The sequence below is a fragment of the Leptospira weilii genome (assembly GCF_006874765.1).
GTDB lineage: Bacteria > Spirochaetota > Leptospiria > Leptospirales > Leptospiraceae > Leptospira > Leptospira weilii.
Genome location: NZ_CP040840.1, coordinates 1,972,501 through 1,986,977, shown reverse-complemented (window position 1 = coordinate 1,986,977; position 14,477 = coordinate 1,972,501). Strand labels below are relative to the sequence as shown.

Genomic DNA, 14,477 nt, shown 5'->3' with positions numbered 1-14,477 from the left:
TTTTTAAACCAGAATCAAATCCCTTGAAAATTATGGAAAATGTAATATATATGAAGGGTTTCGCATTCAAATATGATTTCTATTTGAGAATATTCTTTTTCTTCAAAACATTTTCTTATTTTGCTTGTTTGATATTTTCAATGTAGAAAATTATAAAACCCTCTATTTGGTTATAGGAATAAATGACTTCTTTACGACCTGATTTCAATTTTCTAATCTTGAATTCTTCAGGAGAAGCGATCACTTGGAACTTTTATCAGCCATTTCAGGAGTTTAGAGAAAATTTAGAAAATCGAATCCATCCTTCCCAATGGAACTGGACAACACCCGAATCCTGGACTTCCATCTGGGAGGAAGCCAAATCTCCAAATGAAAAAACTTCTTTCCTTAAGGCAAGTTATCAAAATCAAAAAAAAGAATCTTTAGACTTAGAAATCCAGGTTTTACCCTTAGGACAAAATCATATTTTACTTTCGTTTTTTACGGATCCGAAATTATCCGTTTCGGAAACTCCTAGCATTTTTTTACAGGACGCAGAACTTCGTTCTACGATCTTTCAGAAATCGACTAACACGATTCTATTGCTCGATCCGGAAAAAGATCTGATTCTCGAAACCAACCAAACCGCAAACCTACACTTCGAAACCCAAAATCCATCCGAGATTTTGAATATTCCATTTTCGAATTTACTTACCCCTGGATTTTCCTCTTCCGAATACGAATCCAGAAAGAGAAAAATTTTATCTGGAGAAACCCCCTCCTGGGAAGTGGAATTTCAAACATTTCGGGGTAGAAAATTTTGGGGAAATACTTCCTTTCGAACGGTTTCCACCCGTTTGAACCGAATCATTCTAGTCCAGATCAAAGATATCACCGAAAAAATCAACGCGCGAAAATTTATCTTGGAACAAGCGGCAACGATAACGGAACAGGAAGCCAACCTGAGCGCGATTATTGAAAACTTGGAAGCGATGATATGGTCCATCGATAAAAATTATCAATTACTCATATTCAATTCTCAATTCCAAAACGCAATGCAGGACTTTTATCATTCTGAAATCTCGCCCGGTTTTAACGTATTTCAAAAGGAACTTCCTCCGAAGGTTTTCGAATACTGGAAGGAATTCTATGATAGGGCATTGTCCGGAGAAAAGTTTAGCGTAGCGGGCAAAAGACCAAACCAGGACGGAACCTTCGTTTTCAGCGAACTTTCCTTTCATCCGATCAGAAACGCGGAATACGAAATCACGGGAGTCAGCGCGATTTCCGTAGACATCACGGATAAAAAGTTAGCCGAGGAAAAATTCAAACTTCTATTTGAACGTTCGAGCGAACCTCACGTGTTATACGACGACTCCGGAATTTTCGAATGCAACCCCGCAACTCTGAAAATGCTTCGATGCTCCGATAAAAAACTCGTTTTAGGAAAACATCCGGCTCATTTCTCTGCGGAAATTCAAGCCGACGGAAGAATAGAAAAAAAGACGATGAGCGAATTCGAATCGATCGCCCTGAAAAAAGGTTCTTATACATTCGAATGGGTCTATAAACGTTTTAACGGAGAAGAATTTTCCACAGAAGTCACTCTGATTCCCATCATAATCAGCCAAAAGCGAGTTTTTCTCTCCGTCTGGCACGAAATCACCGAACGAAAAGTATATGAAGATTCTCTAAAGCGTGCTAAAGAAAGCGCCGAAGCCGCGTCCAAAGCGAAAACGGACTTTCTAGCGATGATGAGTCATGAAATCAGAACCCCTCTCAATGGAGTAATCGGTACGGTGAGTCTTTTGGAAGGCACACCTCTCGGCGCGGAACAAAGAGAATACTTGGATATCATCAAGTCGAGTGGGCAAAATCTACTTATTTTGTTAAACGACATTCTGGATCTTTCGAGAATCGAATCCGGGCAGCTTACGCTCGAAATGCAACCCGTATCTCCGGAAAAACTCACAAGCGACGTGATCAATTTGTTCCGCCCCATGGCGGAAGAGAAAGGCCTTGTGATCGAATTCGGCATATCCTCTCTGGTGCCGAATTGGATTATCTCAGACCCTTACAGACTGAGACAAATTTTGACGAATCTTCTCGGAAACTCGATTAAGTTCACGGAAAGAGGAAAAATACTTTTGAAAGTGGAAGCCGAAAAATTTCCGAACAATAAATTCAGACTTATCTTTCACGTAAAGGACACGGGAATCGGCATCGCCGAAGAGAAATTGGAACTTCTTTTTAGGGCTTTCAGTCAGGTGGATTCTTCCACTACTCGGAAATACGGAGGTTCTGGACTCGGTCTTACGATCAGTAAAAAATTAGCCGAGTTGATGAAAGGTGAAATCATCGTAAAAAGCCAAGTGAATCAAGGTTCCGAATTTACCTTATCCATTCTTACGGAAAGATTAGAATACGAAATCCCGGCCGGAATTCAAGAACTTCATTCTAAGAACTTGGCAACCATAGCAATCCTTTCTCTCCAAGAATTCGAATTTAGGGAACAGATAAAAAAATTCTGCGAACGAAACGGATTTTCGGTTAAGATTGTAAAAACGGCAAAAGAAGCGATTCGTACCATCCGTGAAGAAGAAAAAATCGGAATTTTTCTAACGGACCTAAACCTTCCGGATATGAATCTACCCGAGATGTTGGACGAACTCAAAAATCAAAACCCTTCTTTAAAACTTACGATCATTCTTTTTGTGGAAAAAGAACTGAAGGATTCCTATTATCGAGTTACGAACGGACTTTTCAACCGTCCCGGATTTAATATCTTTATGATGTTTAAACCGATTCTATTGGAAGAACTCAGTAAAAATTTCGAAAAAGCGTTTCCCACCAAGGTTCCAAAAGAAGAAAAACAAGGAGAGAATGAAAAGCCACTCTCCGAAAGGATTCCGCTCAAAATTCTTTTAGTCGAAGACAACTTAATTAATCAGAAAATCGCTCTTCGTCTTCTTATGAAACTTGGGTATGCCGCCGACACCGCGTTAAACGGTCTGGAAGCCATCGAATGTTTGAAAGAGCGAAATTACGATCTAATTTTTATGGATATACAAATGCCCGAGATGGACGGCTACGAAGCCACACATCTTATCCGAAAAGATTTCGCAAAATCGAAACCGGTAATCGTAGCAATGACGGCTAACGCAATGGAAGGAGACAAGGAAAAATGTCTGGAAGCGGGCATGGATGCCTATATTGCCAAACCGATCCAAATTCAGGACATAGAGTCCGCGATCATTCTCCTTTTTCAATCTTAGAATGTTTTTTAAAGATTTTGAATACTCTTATAAGATCTTCGCCGATCGTCCCATCCTCTCGCAATCAAAAATATACCGGGAATTTTTTAGAAATCAGATCGTATATCTCTTTCTCAGTTCCCTTGCATAAGTCAAGTCGTGCGTCAACATTCTCAAACGTTTAGCTAAAAAATGGGAAATCGCCTGATAAAATTTTAAAGAAGCTTTGGAATCTTTTTCAAAGACCGTCTTTAAATGATCGTAGGGAATTCTCAAAAGCTCGGATCTCTCCATCGCTTCTACCGAAGCGGAACGTTTCCCCGGATCCAAAAATGGCAATTCGCCGAAATGATCTCCCGTTGCAATTGTGGTCACGTTCACGTCATCCCCTTTTTCAGTGGAGGTAAGAACTTTTAAAGTTCCGTAGATCACCACGAAAAACGCCTTTGCGTCGTTGCCTTCGTGAAAAATTGCATCGCCTTGTTCGTAAACTTTATATTCCGTCTTTTCCGCAATGGCGCTCAATTCGTCCTCCGTAAAATTGGAGAAAAGATATATGTCTTTTAGAATTTCTTCTTTCGTATGTTGCATAATAGTATTTCCCGAAATGCGAATGTAAAATTCAGTTTAAATAATGCAAGCAGGTTCCGTAACCCACCCAGTTCCCAAATACTCAAAAATATACTTTATATCCCGCATTCAATTCGGATCGCATACCATAGCGATCTCGCGTTCTTTCCAGTATTTTTTCGACTCAAAAAAACTTCCCCTATTTTCTGATTTTCAAAATCGCATTTAAGCGTATGTTTTGAAACTATGAAATATTTCTTTTTTTATTATGGCGCCTGTGCGAAACGATTGGAGCAACCGTCGGAATTTCTTTACAAAAAAACTCTGATCCCGGGCAATTCGAATAAAACCGGTGTTTTTGGGAGATTTTTTAGAATCCATCGGCCTTTTTTCGTTAAATTGGTAGAATTGACAATTGTCCCCAAACCACACCACTCAAATCATAAAAGCACAGTTTGAAAATAATAAGAAAAACGATCCCCATTAAGCAGACTTGAATCGCCAATAAGACGACCTTCTTCCTGAGACCGTTTATCGGAACAACTAAAAATAAAATCTATCATCTACGGGCCTTGTAAGCTGATCTACAATGCGGTCTTTGAACCATTGGGTTTATATAAGAATTCCTTTTGATTAAAAATTTGTCCCGAAACCTAAAAAAAATCAGCTGCAATCATTCGAAAAAACCTGAAAGAAAAAAATCGAAGCAATACGTTCACTGTCGATCAAAGAAAAAAAATTACGATTCGTTTTGTCAGTTTGGAAGAATCAAAGATCTCAAAATACGATTTCTATAACGCCCAATGATACCTAGTGATCCGAAAATAAAAAATCGCATTCGCCCATCCCTCGTTTCGTTCGGATCAAATCCGAGTTAAGAAGCTTGATGGAAAGATTCGGAGTTGAAATAACGGACGAATGAAGAATCCAGTTTCTCCTTCGAATCAAAAGTCGATTTCAAAATCTATCCAAATTCCTATCGGAGACTCTCAAACCCTGGCGGCAGAAATTTATGGGGAGTTTCCTCTTTCCAAACATTCCTCTCCCCCTGTGATCTGTATTCACGGCCTTACCGGTAATCTCAAAAACTTTGCCCCTCTCGCGAAAGAACTCGTCAAACAAAACCTTACGATAATCACATACGATCTTCGCGGCAGAGGACAATCCTCCAAGCCGCAAATCTCCTATTCTCACGATTTACATGCAGAAGATATAAAGTTCATGTTGGACTTTCTAAAAATCGAAAAAGCGAATTTTCTGTCTCATTCTTTGGGTTGTTGGATTTCTCTTACCTTTGGTAAAAATTATCCGCTAAGAACCAACAAACTCTGTTTAATCGACGGAGGAGGACAACTTTCCTTTAAAAGGAAACTTTCCAGCCTATTTATGATCCAAGAATCTTTACAACGTTTAGGAAGACCGTTTTCTTCCCGGGAAACGTATCTCAAACTTGCGAAAGAATCTCCGATCTTTAGCTCTTGGAACAAGGATATCGAGGACTTTTTAAACTATGAATTGGAAGAAATTCGTACGATTGATTCCGGTGCTACCGAATATAGATGCAATATTCCGATTTACGCGATCGATTCCGAACTGAGAAATATGGGCGGGGCGTTAAAGCCTTGGAAGATACCTTTGAGATTTTTACAAAATCCAATTGCAAGTTTTAGAATATTAAGGAAAAATAATTCTTCTCCTTACGCCCAAATCCTTTCCCCCGTTTTAGTAATTCGGGCCGGAAAACCGAATTTTCAAAAAGGAGACGAACTACTTCCGGACGAGGCGATACATATCTTTAAAAGAAAACTCAAACGATCCGTGTTTCTCACTCTACCTGATAAAAATCACTACGAAGCGATCCTTCTTCCGGATTTGAAAAGGGACGAGACCATCTCCTGGTTCTTTTCAAAGTTTCACGGATAGAATTATCCTACTTTTTCCAACGACAACATTACGAATAGTAGATATCCGTCTTTAAGTTAACATCCGATCTTTAAGCGTAAAAGAAAAACAGAAAACTTAAAATTGAAGAAAGCATATCAAAGATCGGGCAAATCCAAAGCTATCAAAATGGCCGTAATATCATCTTGTATTCTCTGTGATCCTAAATGTTCAATCAGGCTTTGTAAAATGGCCGGAATTGTTTCTTCCATAGGTTCCCCAAATTTTTTCGCGAGAATATTCTGAACAGCGAGCTCGCCAAACTGTTGTTTGTCCGAATTAAACTCCTCATAAATTCCGTCCGTTAGCAAGAACAAACGATCTCCGTATTGATAGCTAAATTTAAAAACACCGTATTGATTGTTCGAATCAAGACCGAGTAAAGACCCCGTTCGATCCAACCCCAACACAAGATCTTTGGAAAGAAAAAATTGAGTGGGATGACCACCGGAAGCATACGAGATTTTTTTGGAAACCGTGTCTATATCCGCAAGAAAACAAGAGAAGAACATTCCTATATTTCCGAAATTCTTGCAATATTCGCGGTTGAATTCCGTAAGAATAGTTCCCGGATCCGTATCTTTTTTTTTAATGGACTCCAAAATTCCTTTGAGAGTCATCGTAAGAAGAGCTGCTTGGATTCCGTGCCCCGTCGCATCCGCAAGAAAAACCCGGAGAACCCCTGGACGAATTTGGAATAGATCGTAAAGATCCCCGCCCACTTCCATCATCGGAAGATACATGGAATGGATTTGGATCCCCGCAATGGAAGGAATATCCGGAAGAATTTCCGTCTGAAGCTTTTTCGCAAGATTCAATTCCTCTTTCATTCCTTTGTAGTACCCTGCGAGTAGCCTGGATCTCTGCCGAACCTTCTCTTCGAGTTTTTCCAAGAGTTCTTCTTTTTCACGATCCATTCGCCTCAGGTTCTCATTAGCCCGCTTTAGCTCCATTAGAATTCTATGTTTTTCTGATATATTCCGAATGATGACGTGATATTGACAATCCTCCTCGGGTCCCGTGACCGAAACAGAAATCTCCGAAATCAAAATCGTTTTATCCTTTCGAATCATACGAATCGGCCCGAAAGGTCTCTGCCTTTTTTTATCCGGAAGATCAGCAATGTATTTTAGAATTCTATAAAATCGCTTTCGGACCCGAAGTGAAAATAAGTGTTCGATGGAACTTCCGATCAGCTCGGAAGAAAGATATCCGAACGCTCTCTCCGTGGCCGGATTAGCCAAGATCACCCTGAAATTATCATCTAAGGAAATGATCGCGTCGATCGCGGAATCAAACAATATGGAATAACGGGAGTCGTGGTCTTTCTGTTCTGATTGTTGGGAGCCGTCCATGGCAAATTGAAGGAGAATCTAGTAGGTTATCTCCCGTAAAGTCCTTTTCAAAGCGATTCGGGAAGATCCAAATAAAAGCGTGTGACTCCGTTTCCACTTTCGAAAGAAATATCTCCTTTCATTTCACGAACTAAGTTATAGGAAACCGTAAGTCCGAGACCCGTGCCTTTTCCGATGTCTTTTGTTGTATAAAAAGGATCGAAAAGTTTATGCCTGTTTTCTTCCGGAATACCGATTCCGGTATCCTCTATGATAGTGCGGACGAAATTTAAATCTCCTTTTTTTAATTTCTCCCAACGAACGGTAATGACTCTTTTTTGACTCGGATCGGAATTACTTTCAATCGCATCTTTCGCATTTGTAAGCAGATTGAAATACACCTTTCTAAGTTTTCCGACGGAGCAAGCCGCAAAGATAGGAGTCTCCAGATCGGATACGACCGTTTCGATTTTCGACTTATCGATACAGGCTTTTATCACGCCGAACGCAGAATCGAAAACGGATTTGATATTTTGGATTTTTATTTCTTCCTTATCGATTCGAGTGAAGGTAAGCATATCTTTGACGATTTCGGAAATTCGATTTCCTTCTCGTAGAATAATTCCTGCATATTTACGAAGAGGATTTCCGTTTTCGATACCATTAAACATAATTTCCGCATAATTGATCACTCCCATCAATGGATTATTGATTTCATGTGCAACTCCCGCGGAAAGAGTTCCGATTGCGTCTAATTTTTCCTTTTGAACCCAAGAAGCGCTCGATTTTTCCCAATCCGCCACAGAAGTCCTTTGAGAATCGAACTTTACAGCGGTTCTATCAAAAATCTGAGGAGCTTCCAGATAGGCAAAGATTCGCAGTTCTTCACGATCGAAAGCAAAAGAAACCGAATATTCCTTTTGAACCCCTTCTTTTGTAAGAAAAAGAACAGAATAAGAGGGATTTTCATTCGAAAAGTTCGCACAAGGCCAAAGAGAAGGATCGGAAAAATGGAATGTAGTATCTTTAAACTGACAAATTTGATTCCAGTTTTGAATTCCCTCTAGTTCTGTTTTTGAATAACCTAGAGTTCTACAAAAAGCAAAGTTTGCTTTTTGGATTAAAAGAGACGGCTCTAAGATACAGGCCGGTAACGGAAAATGTTCGAAAAAATCATAGGGCATTTGGTTATAAAGCTATCGCAATCGGAAGGCTCCTCCTTTTTACGATAGATTAGAACCGGAAAGCTGAACAAATCTAATGTCAGAATCCGGTAAAATCTGTTACAAAAGAAAAAAACTCAGTACACTTTAAGCAGTTCCACTTCAAAAATGAGAGTGGAATTTGGAGGAATGGCCGCACCCGCACCTCTTGAACCGTAACCTAGTTCGGGAGGGATGGTAAGTTTGCGAATCCCGCCTTCTTTCATACCGCGAACCCCGCGATCCCAACCTTTGATGACTTCTCCGGCCCCCAAATTGAAAGTAAAAGGAGTTCTTCTATCTCTGGAACTGTCAAACTTCTTACCGCTAACCAACGTTCCAACGTAGTGCACCGTAACGTTCGATCCGGAAAATGCTTCCTTACCAGTTCCGATACGAATATCTTTGATAACTAAATCTTCTGCAAATATGGGAACTATGGCAACACAAAAAATTGCGAAGACGAATGTTAAACGTGTCAATTTCATTTTCCTCTTCCTCCGGTTCTTCTTACACCAGCTCCGGAAAAGCCTCCGACCTTCGACTGATTTCCGTGAATCTTGCCGGAAGCCCCTCCTCCTTTTATAGATTGTTTTTTCTCAAACTCTTTTCTTAGTTCCTCAGAATCGATTACCGCGATCTGTTTGCCCTGGATTTCTTTTTTATTCAATGCCACAATTGCTTTCGTTCCCGCGGAATCGTCCATTTCGACGGATCCATAAGACAAAGAACGTCCCGTAGTTTTATCTTTTTTAATATGCACTTCCTGAACGGTTCCGAATTCCGAAAAAATCTTTTTCAGTTCGTCTTCGGTCAGCTCCTGAGGTAGATTTCCTACTGATATCTTCATGATCTTTCCTTCTCGAGAATCAATTTGTAAAATCCGATTTTATTGAAAACCAAATTCCGTCAAGATCGGAACAAAACGGTCGAGTTTCATCCCGGCCTAATAAAAAAATTTCCAAAGAAACTGGAAATAAGAATTCTGGAATCCGTGGCCGACTTTTTTCAACTCAATCCGGGAGAAATTCTTACCCTAGCCGAAAAAGCGGGATACGAACCCTCCGGTCATTGTATGGCTTTGAACAGTTTGGAAAATCGAGTCTTCGACCTTAGGCTGGAAAACGGTTCCCATATCATTTCCAAATTCTATCGTCCCGGAAGATGGAGCAGAGAACAAATTTTAGAAGAACATCATTTTCTCCAAGATCTGAAAGAGGAAGAAATTCCGGTCTGTGCTCCCTTCTTATTTGAAAATGAAAGTAGCCTCTCTTTGTTTCAAGAAGACATTTATTATTCTTTCTGGCCCCGAGTAGGAGGAAGGTCTCCCGACGAACTGAATCCGGAAAATCTCAGAATTTTAGGAAGGCTTCTCGCCAGAATCCATAACATCGGCCAGGCGAAACATTTCGAACATAGGATCACGCTCGATTCCGAAACATATGGAACCGCTCCTTTAGAAACCCTACTTAAGGGAGAATGGATTCCTCCGAGCTGCAAAAAAGACTATCTCGAAGTCGCGAATCGAATTTTAGATCTCTTTCGGGAAAAAATAGAAACGGTTCCTCTGCACAGAATTCACGGAGATTGTCATAAGGGAAATCTACTCTTCGGAAAAGAAGGATGGTTCTTTGTCGACTTTGACGACTGCCTAAAAGGCCCGGCAGTTCAGGACTTTTGGATGTTGCTTTCCAGAGGAAAAGAAGGACTTGAAGAAAGAGAACATATTCTTTCCGGCTATAGGGAATTTAGGGAATTCAACGATTCCTGGTTTGATCTTGTGGAAATTCTTCGCGCAATGAGATTTGTTCACTACTCCGCCTGGATTTCCAGTAGGTTTACGACGGATCCTTCCTTTCCGGTTGCCTTTCCCCATTTTATGGGAAACGAATATTGGGAAAAAGAAACTCTGGAATTGAAGGAACAATACAAACTGATTTACAATTCACTGGGAGGAAAAAATTTCTTTTTCGTTACAGAATCGACTTCCCAAGAAGAAGAACTCACCAACAAGGATTTTTTTTGGGATTTGGAAGATTAACCGATTGATTTTGTAACACAAAAGTAATAATCACAGATAGGTTCGCGACAAAATTTCAGTTGTCCGGCTCCACGGATTTAACAGACTCAACTCTCAACAAAAGTTGTTAAGCCGTAGACTGCAACATAATGTTAGTCCGCAACCAGAGCCGCAAGCGCCGGATTTACGTTTAACAAGAGTCAAAGCGAAAATTTTAGATATTAACAAAACAATAAACGGAAGCGTTTCATGGACTTTTTTTTAATTATCGTCGTTCTGATGGCAATCCTCGGAGTCGGCGATCTCCTAGTCGGAGTTTCGAACGACGCGGTAAATTTTACCAACTCCGCCGTTGGTTCCAAAGCCTCCTCCAAAAGAATCATTCTGGTAGTAGCCGGAATCGGGATCATCCTCGGAGCCCTTTCTTCCAGCGGTATGATGGAAGTTGCAAGAAAAGGAATCTTTCATCCGAGCGGATTTGCGCTTCAGGACCTAATGTTCCTGTTTTTAGCGGTTATGCTCACGGATATTGTACTTCTGGATCTTTACAACACCCTAGGGCTTCCGACTTCCACAACGGTATCCCTGGTGTTTGAACTTTTAGGAGCCGCTCTTGCAATTGCGCTTTTAAAAACCGGAACTTTGAGCGGTGCGTTTCAAATTATCAATTCGGAAAGCGCACTCAAAATCATTTTCGGAATCGTAACGAGCGTGATCGTCGCTTTCTTTTCCGGAATCATTCTACAGTTTGTGTTCCGATTTATTTTTTCGTTCAACTTAAAGAATTCGATGAAATACTTTGGAGGGCTTTTCGGAGGACTTTCCGTCACTACCATGATCTTTTTTACGCTTTTATCGGCGATGAAAGGTTCCAACCTCATTCCTTCCGAAATAAGCGATTATCTGAACAAGAATTTCACGAACATCCTTCTGTTCAGCTTTGTGGGATTTTCGGTCCTTTTTCAAATTCTAGTATTATTAGAATGGAATATTCTAAAATTCCTAGTTTTGATCGGAACGGGTTCTCTCGCTATGGCCTTTGCGAGCAACGACTTGGTGAACTTTATCGGTGTTCCTCTCGCAAGTTTTACCACCTGGACTTTAATTCAGGCTGGGGGAGATCCAAACGCTTTGGCAACCGGTCTTGCAGGAAGCGTTCAGACTCCGAACTTTATCCTATTGGGCGCGGCGTGTATCATGCTTTTTTCTCTTTGGTTTTCCAAAAAAGCCGAATCGGTCACACAAACCGAAGTTACACTGGGCTCTCAGGGAGAGACATTAGAGAGTTTTAATACGAATTTGGTTGCTCGGGTCTTCGTCCAAATAGCACTCGGAATTTATACTCCGATTAAGGCGATTCTTCCCACAAGGGTTCGTAATTTCATCGGTAGACGTTTCGAACAGAAAAATTCTTTGGAGATCGTCAGAATGCACGAGACCGAAGCTTTCGACTTACTCAGAGCTTCTGTAAATATCCAAATCTCGAGCGCACTCATTCTGATCGGAACCCTTTACAAACTTCCGCTCTCCACAACCTTCGTGACCTTCATGGTGGCAATGGGAACCTCTCTCACAGACGGAGCTTGGAATAAGGAAAATTCAGTCAACAGAGTAAGCGGAGTTCTTACCGTAGTCGGTGGTTGGTTTTTTACGGCCATCATCGCATCGGCGACTGCAGGAGCAATCGGATCGATTCTGTATATCTTCGGATTCTCTTCGGTGATCGTCCTCGTTTTAATCGCGGCACTTTTGATATTCCTGTTTGCAAGGATTCACAAAAAGCGCCAGGAAACATACGACGAAAATCTGGAAAAACTCATCACTCTCAAAAAACATCCGGAAAGAGCCCTTTCCAGGACGATCTCTTCCATGCTTGCGAGTTTAAACGTTGCGAGAAAGGCTTTGAACAATGTTTGCGCTGGTTATGTAAACGGTAAAAAGAAGAATTTCAGACAAACTCAAAAACTTTTGAAAGACTTGAAAAAGATGAGGGAAAATTCACTCTCGAACTTTTTATCGATCGCAAACAAACATCTGGAAGAAGAAGATCTTTCTTCCATCCATCCGATCACGGAATCGATCAATCATCTGGATCGAATTACGGAAAGTATTTGGAATATTCTTAGAACCTCGTCGAACGGAATCAGTTCCTTTCATGAGGTTTCCAAAGACGAAAAGGAAGAAGTGAAAGAACTCAGAAAATCCGCCACAAATTTGATGGAGCTCATTGCTGATTCTGATAAATTTCCGGATCTTTTGGAAAAGGCAAGATCGGAAAAGAAAACTAGAAACTTAGAAAAAATCAAACAGAACATCTATAAAAGTCAGATGAAACGAATCAAAAAAGGAGACAGCAAACTGAAATCCAGCGTTTCCTACTTCGTGATCATCGACGAATTGATAGATATCAACGATAATCTTCTTTCTCTCGCGGAAGAGTTAAGCGTTGCGATTCCCTGGACTGAAAAGAAAAAGATAGAATTACAAAGTAAGTCTTTACTTGCACTCAAAGCAGAAGAGAAAAAAAAGAAGAAGTGAAGGAATTACAATTCCCCTCTTCTCTTTTACGTAACGCCGTGGTTTGTAAAAATCACGGCGTTTTTATTTTAGGAAGAAGAATCAAGAAAAGCGTTCTTTTTAGAAAATTGGGAAGAAAGAGGAAGCGCTTTCAAAAGAATAACAAATAATTAAAGACAGAACGATCGTTATGTTAAATATCGAATTCTAATATTCTAATGCGACATAATATAAGCAATATCTATAAAATCCCTTAAAATTGAGTGTCTCGTAAATGCAAGTTTTTTTTGCGACATATGTAAAAAGCGATTGTAGATAAGCACTCCGGCTTTTAGAGTGCTTAATAGGTTTGCAATAAAAAACCCGCCAAATGCTTCGAACATCGGCGGGTACCATTGGGACCTTCAACAAACAGGGTTGAAATCCTTGATGGGTTTGATTATAACGTTGAACTTAATACAAACGTAAGCATCGTCAAGTATTTCCGCCCTCCATATAATCAAATTGTACGGAGGACATTAGAAAATGTCAGAACCAAATTATTATGTATCTGCAATCCGCAAGAATCAAAGCAGAGCTCGAATCGAACATTTGAAAGTAAGTGCTATTTCCAATAGTATTGATTACGGTACTTTCTGGACTCGTGAAAGTGTTAGGAACTTTATAAAACAAGGTTTCGTTTTCTATACAGTTTATAAGGATTCTACACGTACTTGGCGAAAAGGTGCCCATATAAAGTTATATGGAGATGACTTTCTAACGACCGATCGAGACTCTACATCGAAAGATAATTTAGAAAATCTTCCGGAAGAATAAAACTTGAAAACCCTTGGGATACATTAATTATCTCAGGGGTCCTTAAACTCAAACATCCAATAAATTTTTTAGCTTTACCTTTAATCTTTTCGAAATCTTAAAAATAGAATACATTAATTAGTCGTCCCTGAAAAAGTGAGATTATAAATTTAACGTGAGTTAGGCCTAAGGAGAAAAGTCAAAGTTGGAAATTGCCTTTGGATCTCAAATTCAAAATTTCTTTCGGAAAGAATAAAAATGCAACTAAACCACCTAGCAAGTTAACAGCCAAATTGAAAAAATTCCTATGTCTCGTATGTTGAACCTGGCAGATATTTTTAAGTTCATCATTTACCGATTCAATGATTGCCCTTTTTCTTAGAAAAATTTTATCAACTAAAGTTATTCTTCATATTCTTTTTAAATTTTGTAATGAGTTGAATCCACTTTTCATAAAGAATTTTTAAATTCTCTATAATGAGAAAAATGAAAATAAACCACAATCATTGCTACTTCACTCAGGCTTAACTGAAATTTTCGATTTCTTTTTCGAACCACCGGACAAAAGTATTTTCACGTTCCAGTTTATTTTTTGTTGTGTACAATAATCGTCTATGGCACAAAATATGTAACCACTTAATGAACCGCATCTTTCACTATCGTAAAAAATCTGCTAAACTTCTTTTGATGAAAAAAACGACTATCGACTGGCCAAAAGAGTTTGAGGCATTTTCCAAAAGCGGGCTTTCTCAGTATTGTAAAGAAAGGCGACTCAAATACACAACGTTCCGCTACCATTGGGAGAGACGATTAAAAAAACAGGACAAAGACGGCTTTGTGGAAGTTCCTAATTCAGTAGTAAACG

General features: G+C 39.8%; 11 protein-coding genes and 1 pseudogene (1 of these 12 running past the window's edge). 6 read left to right on the top strand and 6 right to left on the bottom strand.

Annotated features, from left to right (window positions below; genetic code table 11):
- The first annotated feature begins 182 nt into the window (after positions 1-182).
- Entirely contained in the window at positions 183-3,254 is a 3,072-nt protein-coding gene (locus FHG67_RS09345; protein ID WP_004499611.1) for a response regulator, read from the top strand.
- A gap of 93 nt (positions 3,255-3,347) precedes the next feature.
- Here FHG67_RS09345 and FHG67_RS09340 read toward each other — a convergent pair whose 3' ends face one another.
- Entirely contained in the window at positions 3,348-3,824 is a 477-nt protein-coding gene (locus FHG67_RS09340; RefSeq protein WP_002626433.1) for a cyclic nucleotide-binding domain-containing protein, read from the bottom strand.
- Between the two features lie 897 nt (positions 3,825-4,721).
- Here FHG67_RS09340 and FHG67_RS09330 point away from each other — a divergent pair.
- Positions 4,722-5,726, top strand: coding sequence for an alpha/beta hydrolase (locus tag FHG67_RS09330; protein WP_004499598.1), 1,005 nt, complete (start codon positions 4,722-4,724; stop codon positions 5,724-5,726).
- A gap of 116 nt (positions 5,727-5,842) precedes the next feature.
- Here the strand turns inward: FHG67_RS09330 and FHG67_RS09325 are convergent, their stop codons facing one another.
- The 4 genes from FHG67_RS09325 to FHG67_RS09310 all read right to left on the bottom strand — a co-directional run bounded on the left by FHG67_RS09325 (position 5,843) and on the right by FHG67_RS09310 (position 9,130).
- Positions 5,843-7,099: a PP2C family protein-serine/threonine phosphatase gene (locus tag FHG67_RS09325; protein WP_004499607.1), complete on the bottom strand. Its 1,257-nt coding sequence runs from the start codon at positions 7,097-7,099 to the stop codon at positions 5,843-5,845.
- 47 nt (positions 7,100-7,146) lie between these two features.
- Positions 7,147-8,262, bottom strand: coding sequence for a sensor histidine kinase (locus FHG67_RS09320; protein ID WP_002626399.1), 1,116 nt, complete (start codon positions 8,260-8,262; stop codon positions 7,147-7,149).
- Between the two features lie 116 nt (positions 8,263-8,378).
- The gene (locus FHG67_RS09315; protein ID WP_016759178.1) at positions 8,379-8,768 is read right to left on the bottom strand and encodes an FKBP-type peptidyl-prolyl cis-trans isomerase; all 390 of its coding nucleotides are present in this window, start codon (positions 8,766-8,768) and stop codon (positions 8,379-8,381) included.
- Positions 8,765-9,130 (bottom strand): RNA recognition motif domain-containing protein, encoded by a 366-nt coding sequence (locus FHG67_RS09310; RefSeq protein ID WP_002626383.1) that lies wholly within the window; start codon positions 9,128-9,130, stop codon positions 8,765-8,767. The genes FHG67_RS09315 and FHG67_RS09310 overlap by 4 nt, the downstream gene beginning before the upstream one ends.
- A 144-nt stretch (positions 9,131-9,274) precedes the next feature.
- Between FHG67_RS09310 and FHG67_RS09305 the strand changes: the two genes are divergently transcribed.
- The 3 genes from FHG67_RS09305 (at position 9,275) to FHG67_RS09295 (ending at position 13,633) form a co-directional block, all read left to right on the top strand.
- Positions 9,275-10,321: a serine/threonine protein kinase gene (locus FHG67_RS09305; RefSeq protein ID WP_026054367.1), complete on the top strand. Its 1,047-nt coding sequence runs from the start codon at positions 9,275-9,277 to the stop codon at positions 10,319-10,321.
- Between the two features lie 228 nt (positions 10,322-10,549).
- On the top strand, positions 10,550-12,838 hold the full coding sequence (locus FHG67_RS09300) for an inorganic phosphate transporter (RefSeq protein WP_004495878.1): 2,289 nt from the start codon (positions 10,550-10,552) through the stop codon (positions 12,836-12,838).
- 504 nt (positions 12,839-13,342) lie between these two features.
- Positions 13,343-13,633, top strand: coding sequence for a DUF3892 domain-containing protein (locus FHG67_RS09295; RefSeq protein ID WP_004499566.1), 291 nt, complete (start codon positions 13,343-13,345; stop codon positions 13,631-13,633).
- Positions 13,634-13,811: 178 nt separating this feature from the next.
- Here the strand turns inward: FHG67_RS09295 and FHG67_RS22970 are convergent.
- Positions 13,812-14,240: pseudogene (locus FHG67_RS22970) on the bottom strand (transposase).
- A gap of 59 nt (positions 14,241-14,299) precedes the next feature.
- Here FHG67_RS22970 and tnpA point away from each other — a divergent pair.
- On the top strand, positions 14,300-14,477 hold the 5' portion of the coding sequence (gene tnpA, locus FHG67_RS22345; protein ID WP_051017907.1) for an IS66 family insertion sequence element accessory protein TnpA. It continues 62 nt past the right edge of the window; only the first 178 of its 240 coding nucleotides appear in the window; it begins with the start codon at positions 14,300-14,302; the stop codon falls past the right edge of the window.

Coding starts and splice junctions, on each gene's coding strand:
- FHG67_RS09320 (WP_002626399.1), bottom strand. CDS start 8,262: ATGCCCTATGATTTTTTCGAACATTTTCCGTTACCGGCCTGTATCTTA.
- FHG67_RS09345 (WP_004499611.1), top strand. CDS start 183: ATGACTTCTTTACGACCTGATTTCAATTTTCTAATCTTGAATTCTTCA.
- FHG67_RS09295 (WP_004499566.1), top strand. CDS start 13,343: ATGTCAGAACCAAATTATTATGTATCTGCAATCCGCAAGAATCAAAGC.
- FHG67_RS09340 (WP_002626433.1), bottom strand. CDS start 3,824: ATGCAACATACGAAAGAAGAAATTCTAAAAGACATATATCTTTTCTCC.
- FHG67_RS09325 (WP_004499607.1), bottom strand. CDS start 7,099: ATGGACGGCTCCCAACAATCAGAACAGAAAGACCACGACTCCCGTTAT.
- FHG67_RS09330 (WP_004499598.1), top strand. CDS start 4,722: ATGAAGAATCCAGTTTCTCCTTCGAATCAAAAGTCGATTTCAAAATCT.
- FHG67_RS09315 (WP_016759178.1), bottom strand. CDS start 8,768: ATGAAATTGACACGTTTAACATTCGTCTTCGCAATTTTTTGTGTTGCC.
- FHG67_RS09310 (WP_002626383.1), bottom strand. CDS start 9,130: ATGAAGATATCAGTAGGAAATCTACCTCAGGAGCTGACCGAAGACGAA.
- FHG67_RS09300 (WP_004495878.1), top strand. CDS start 10,550: ATGGACTTTTTTTTAATTATCGTCGTTCTGATGGCAATCCTCGGAGTC.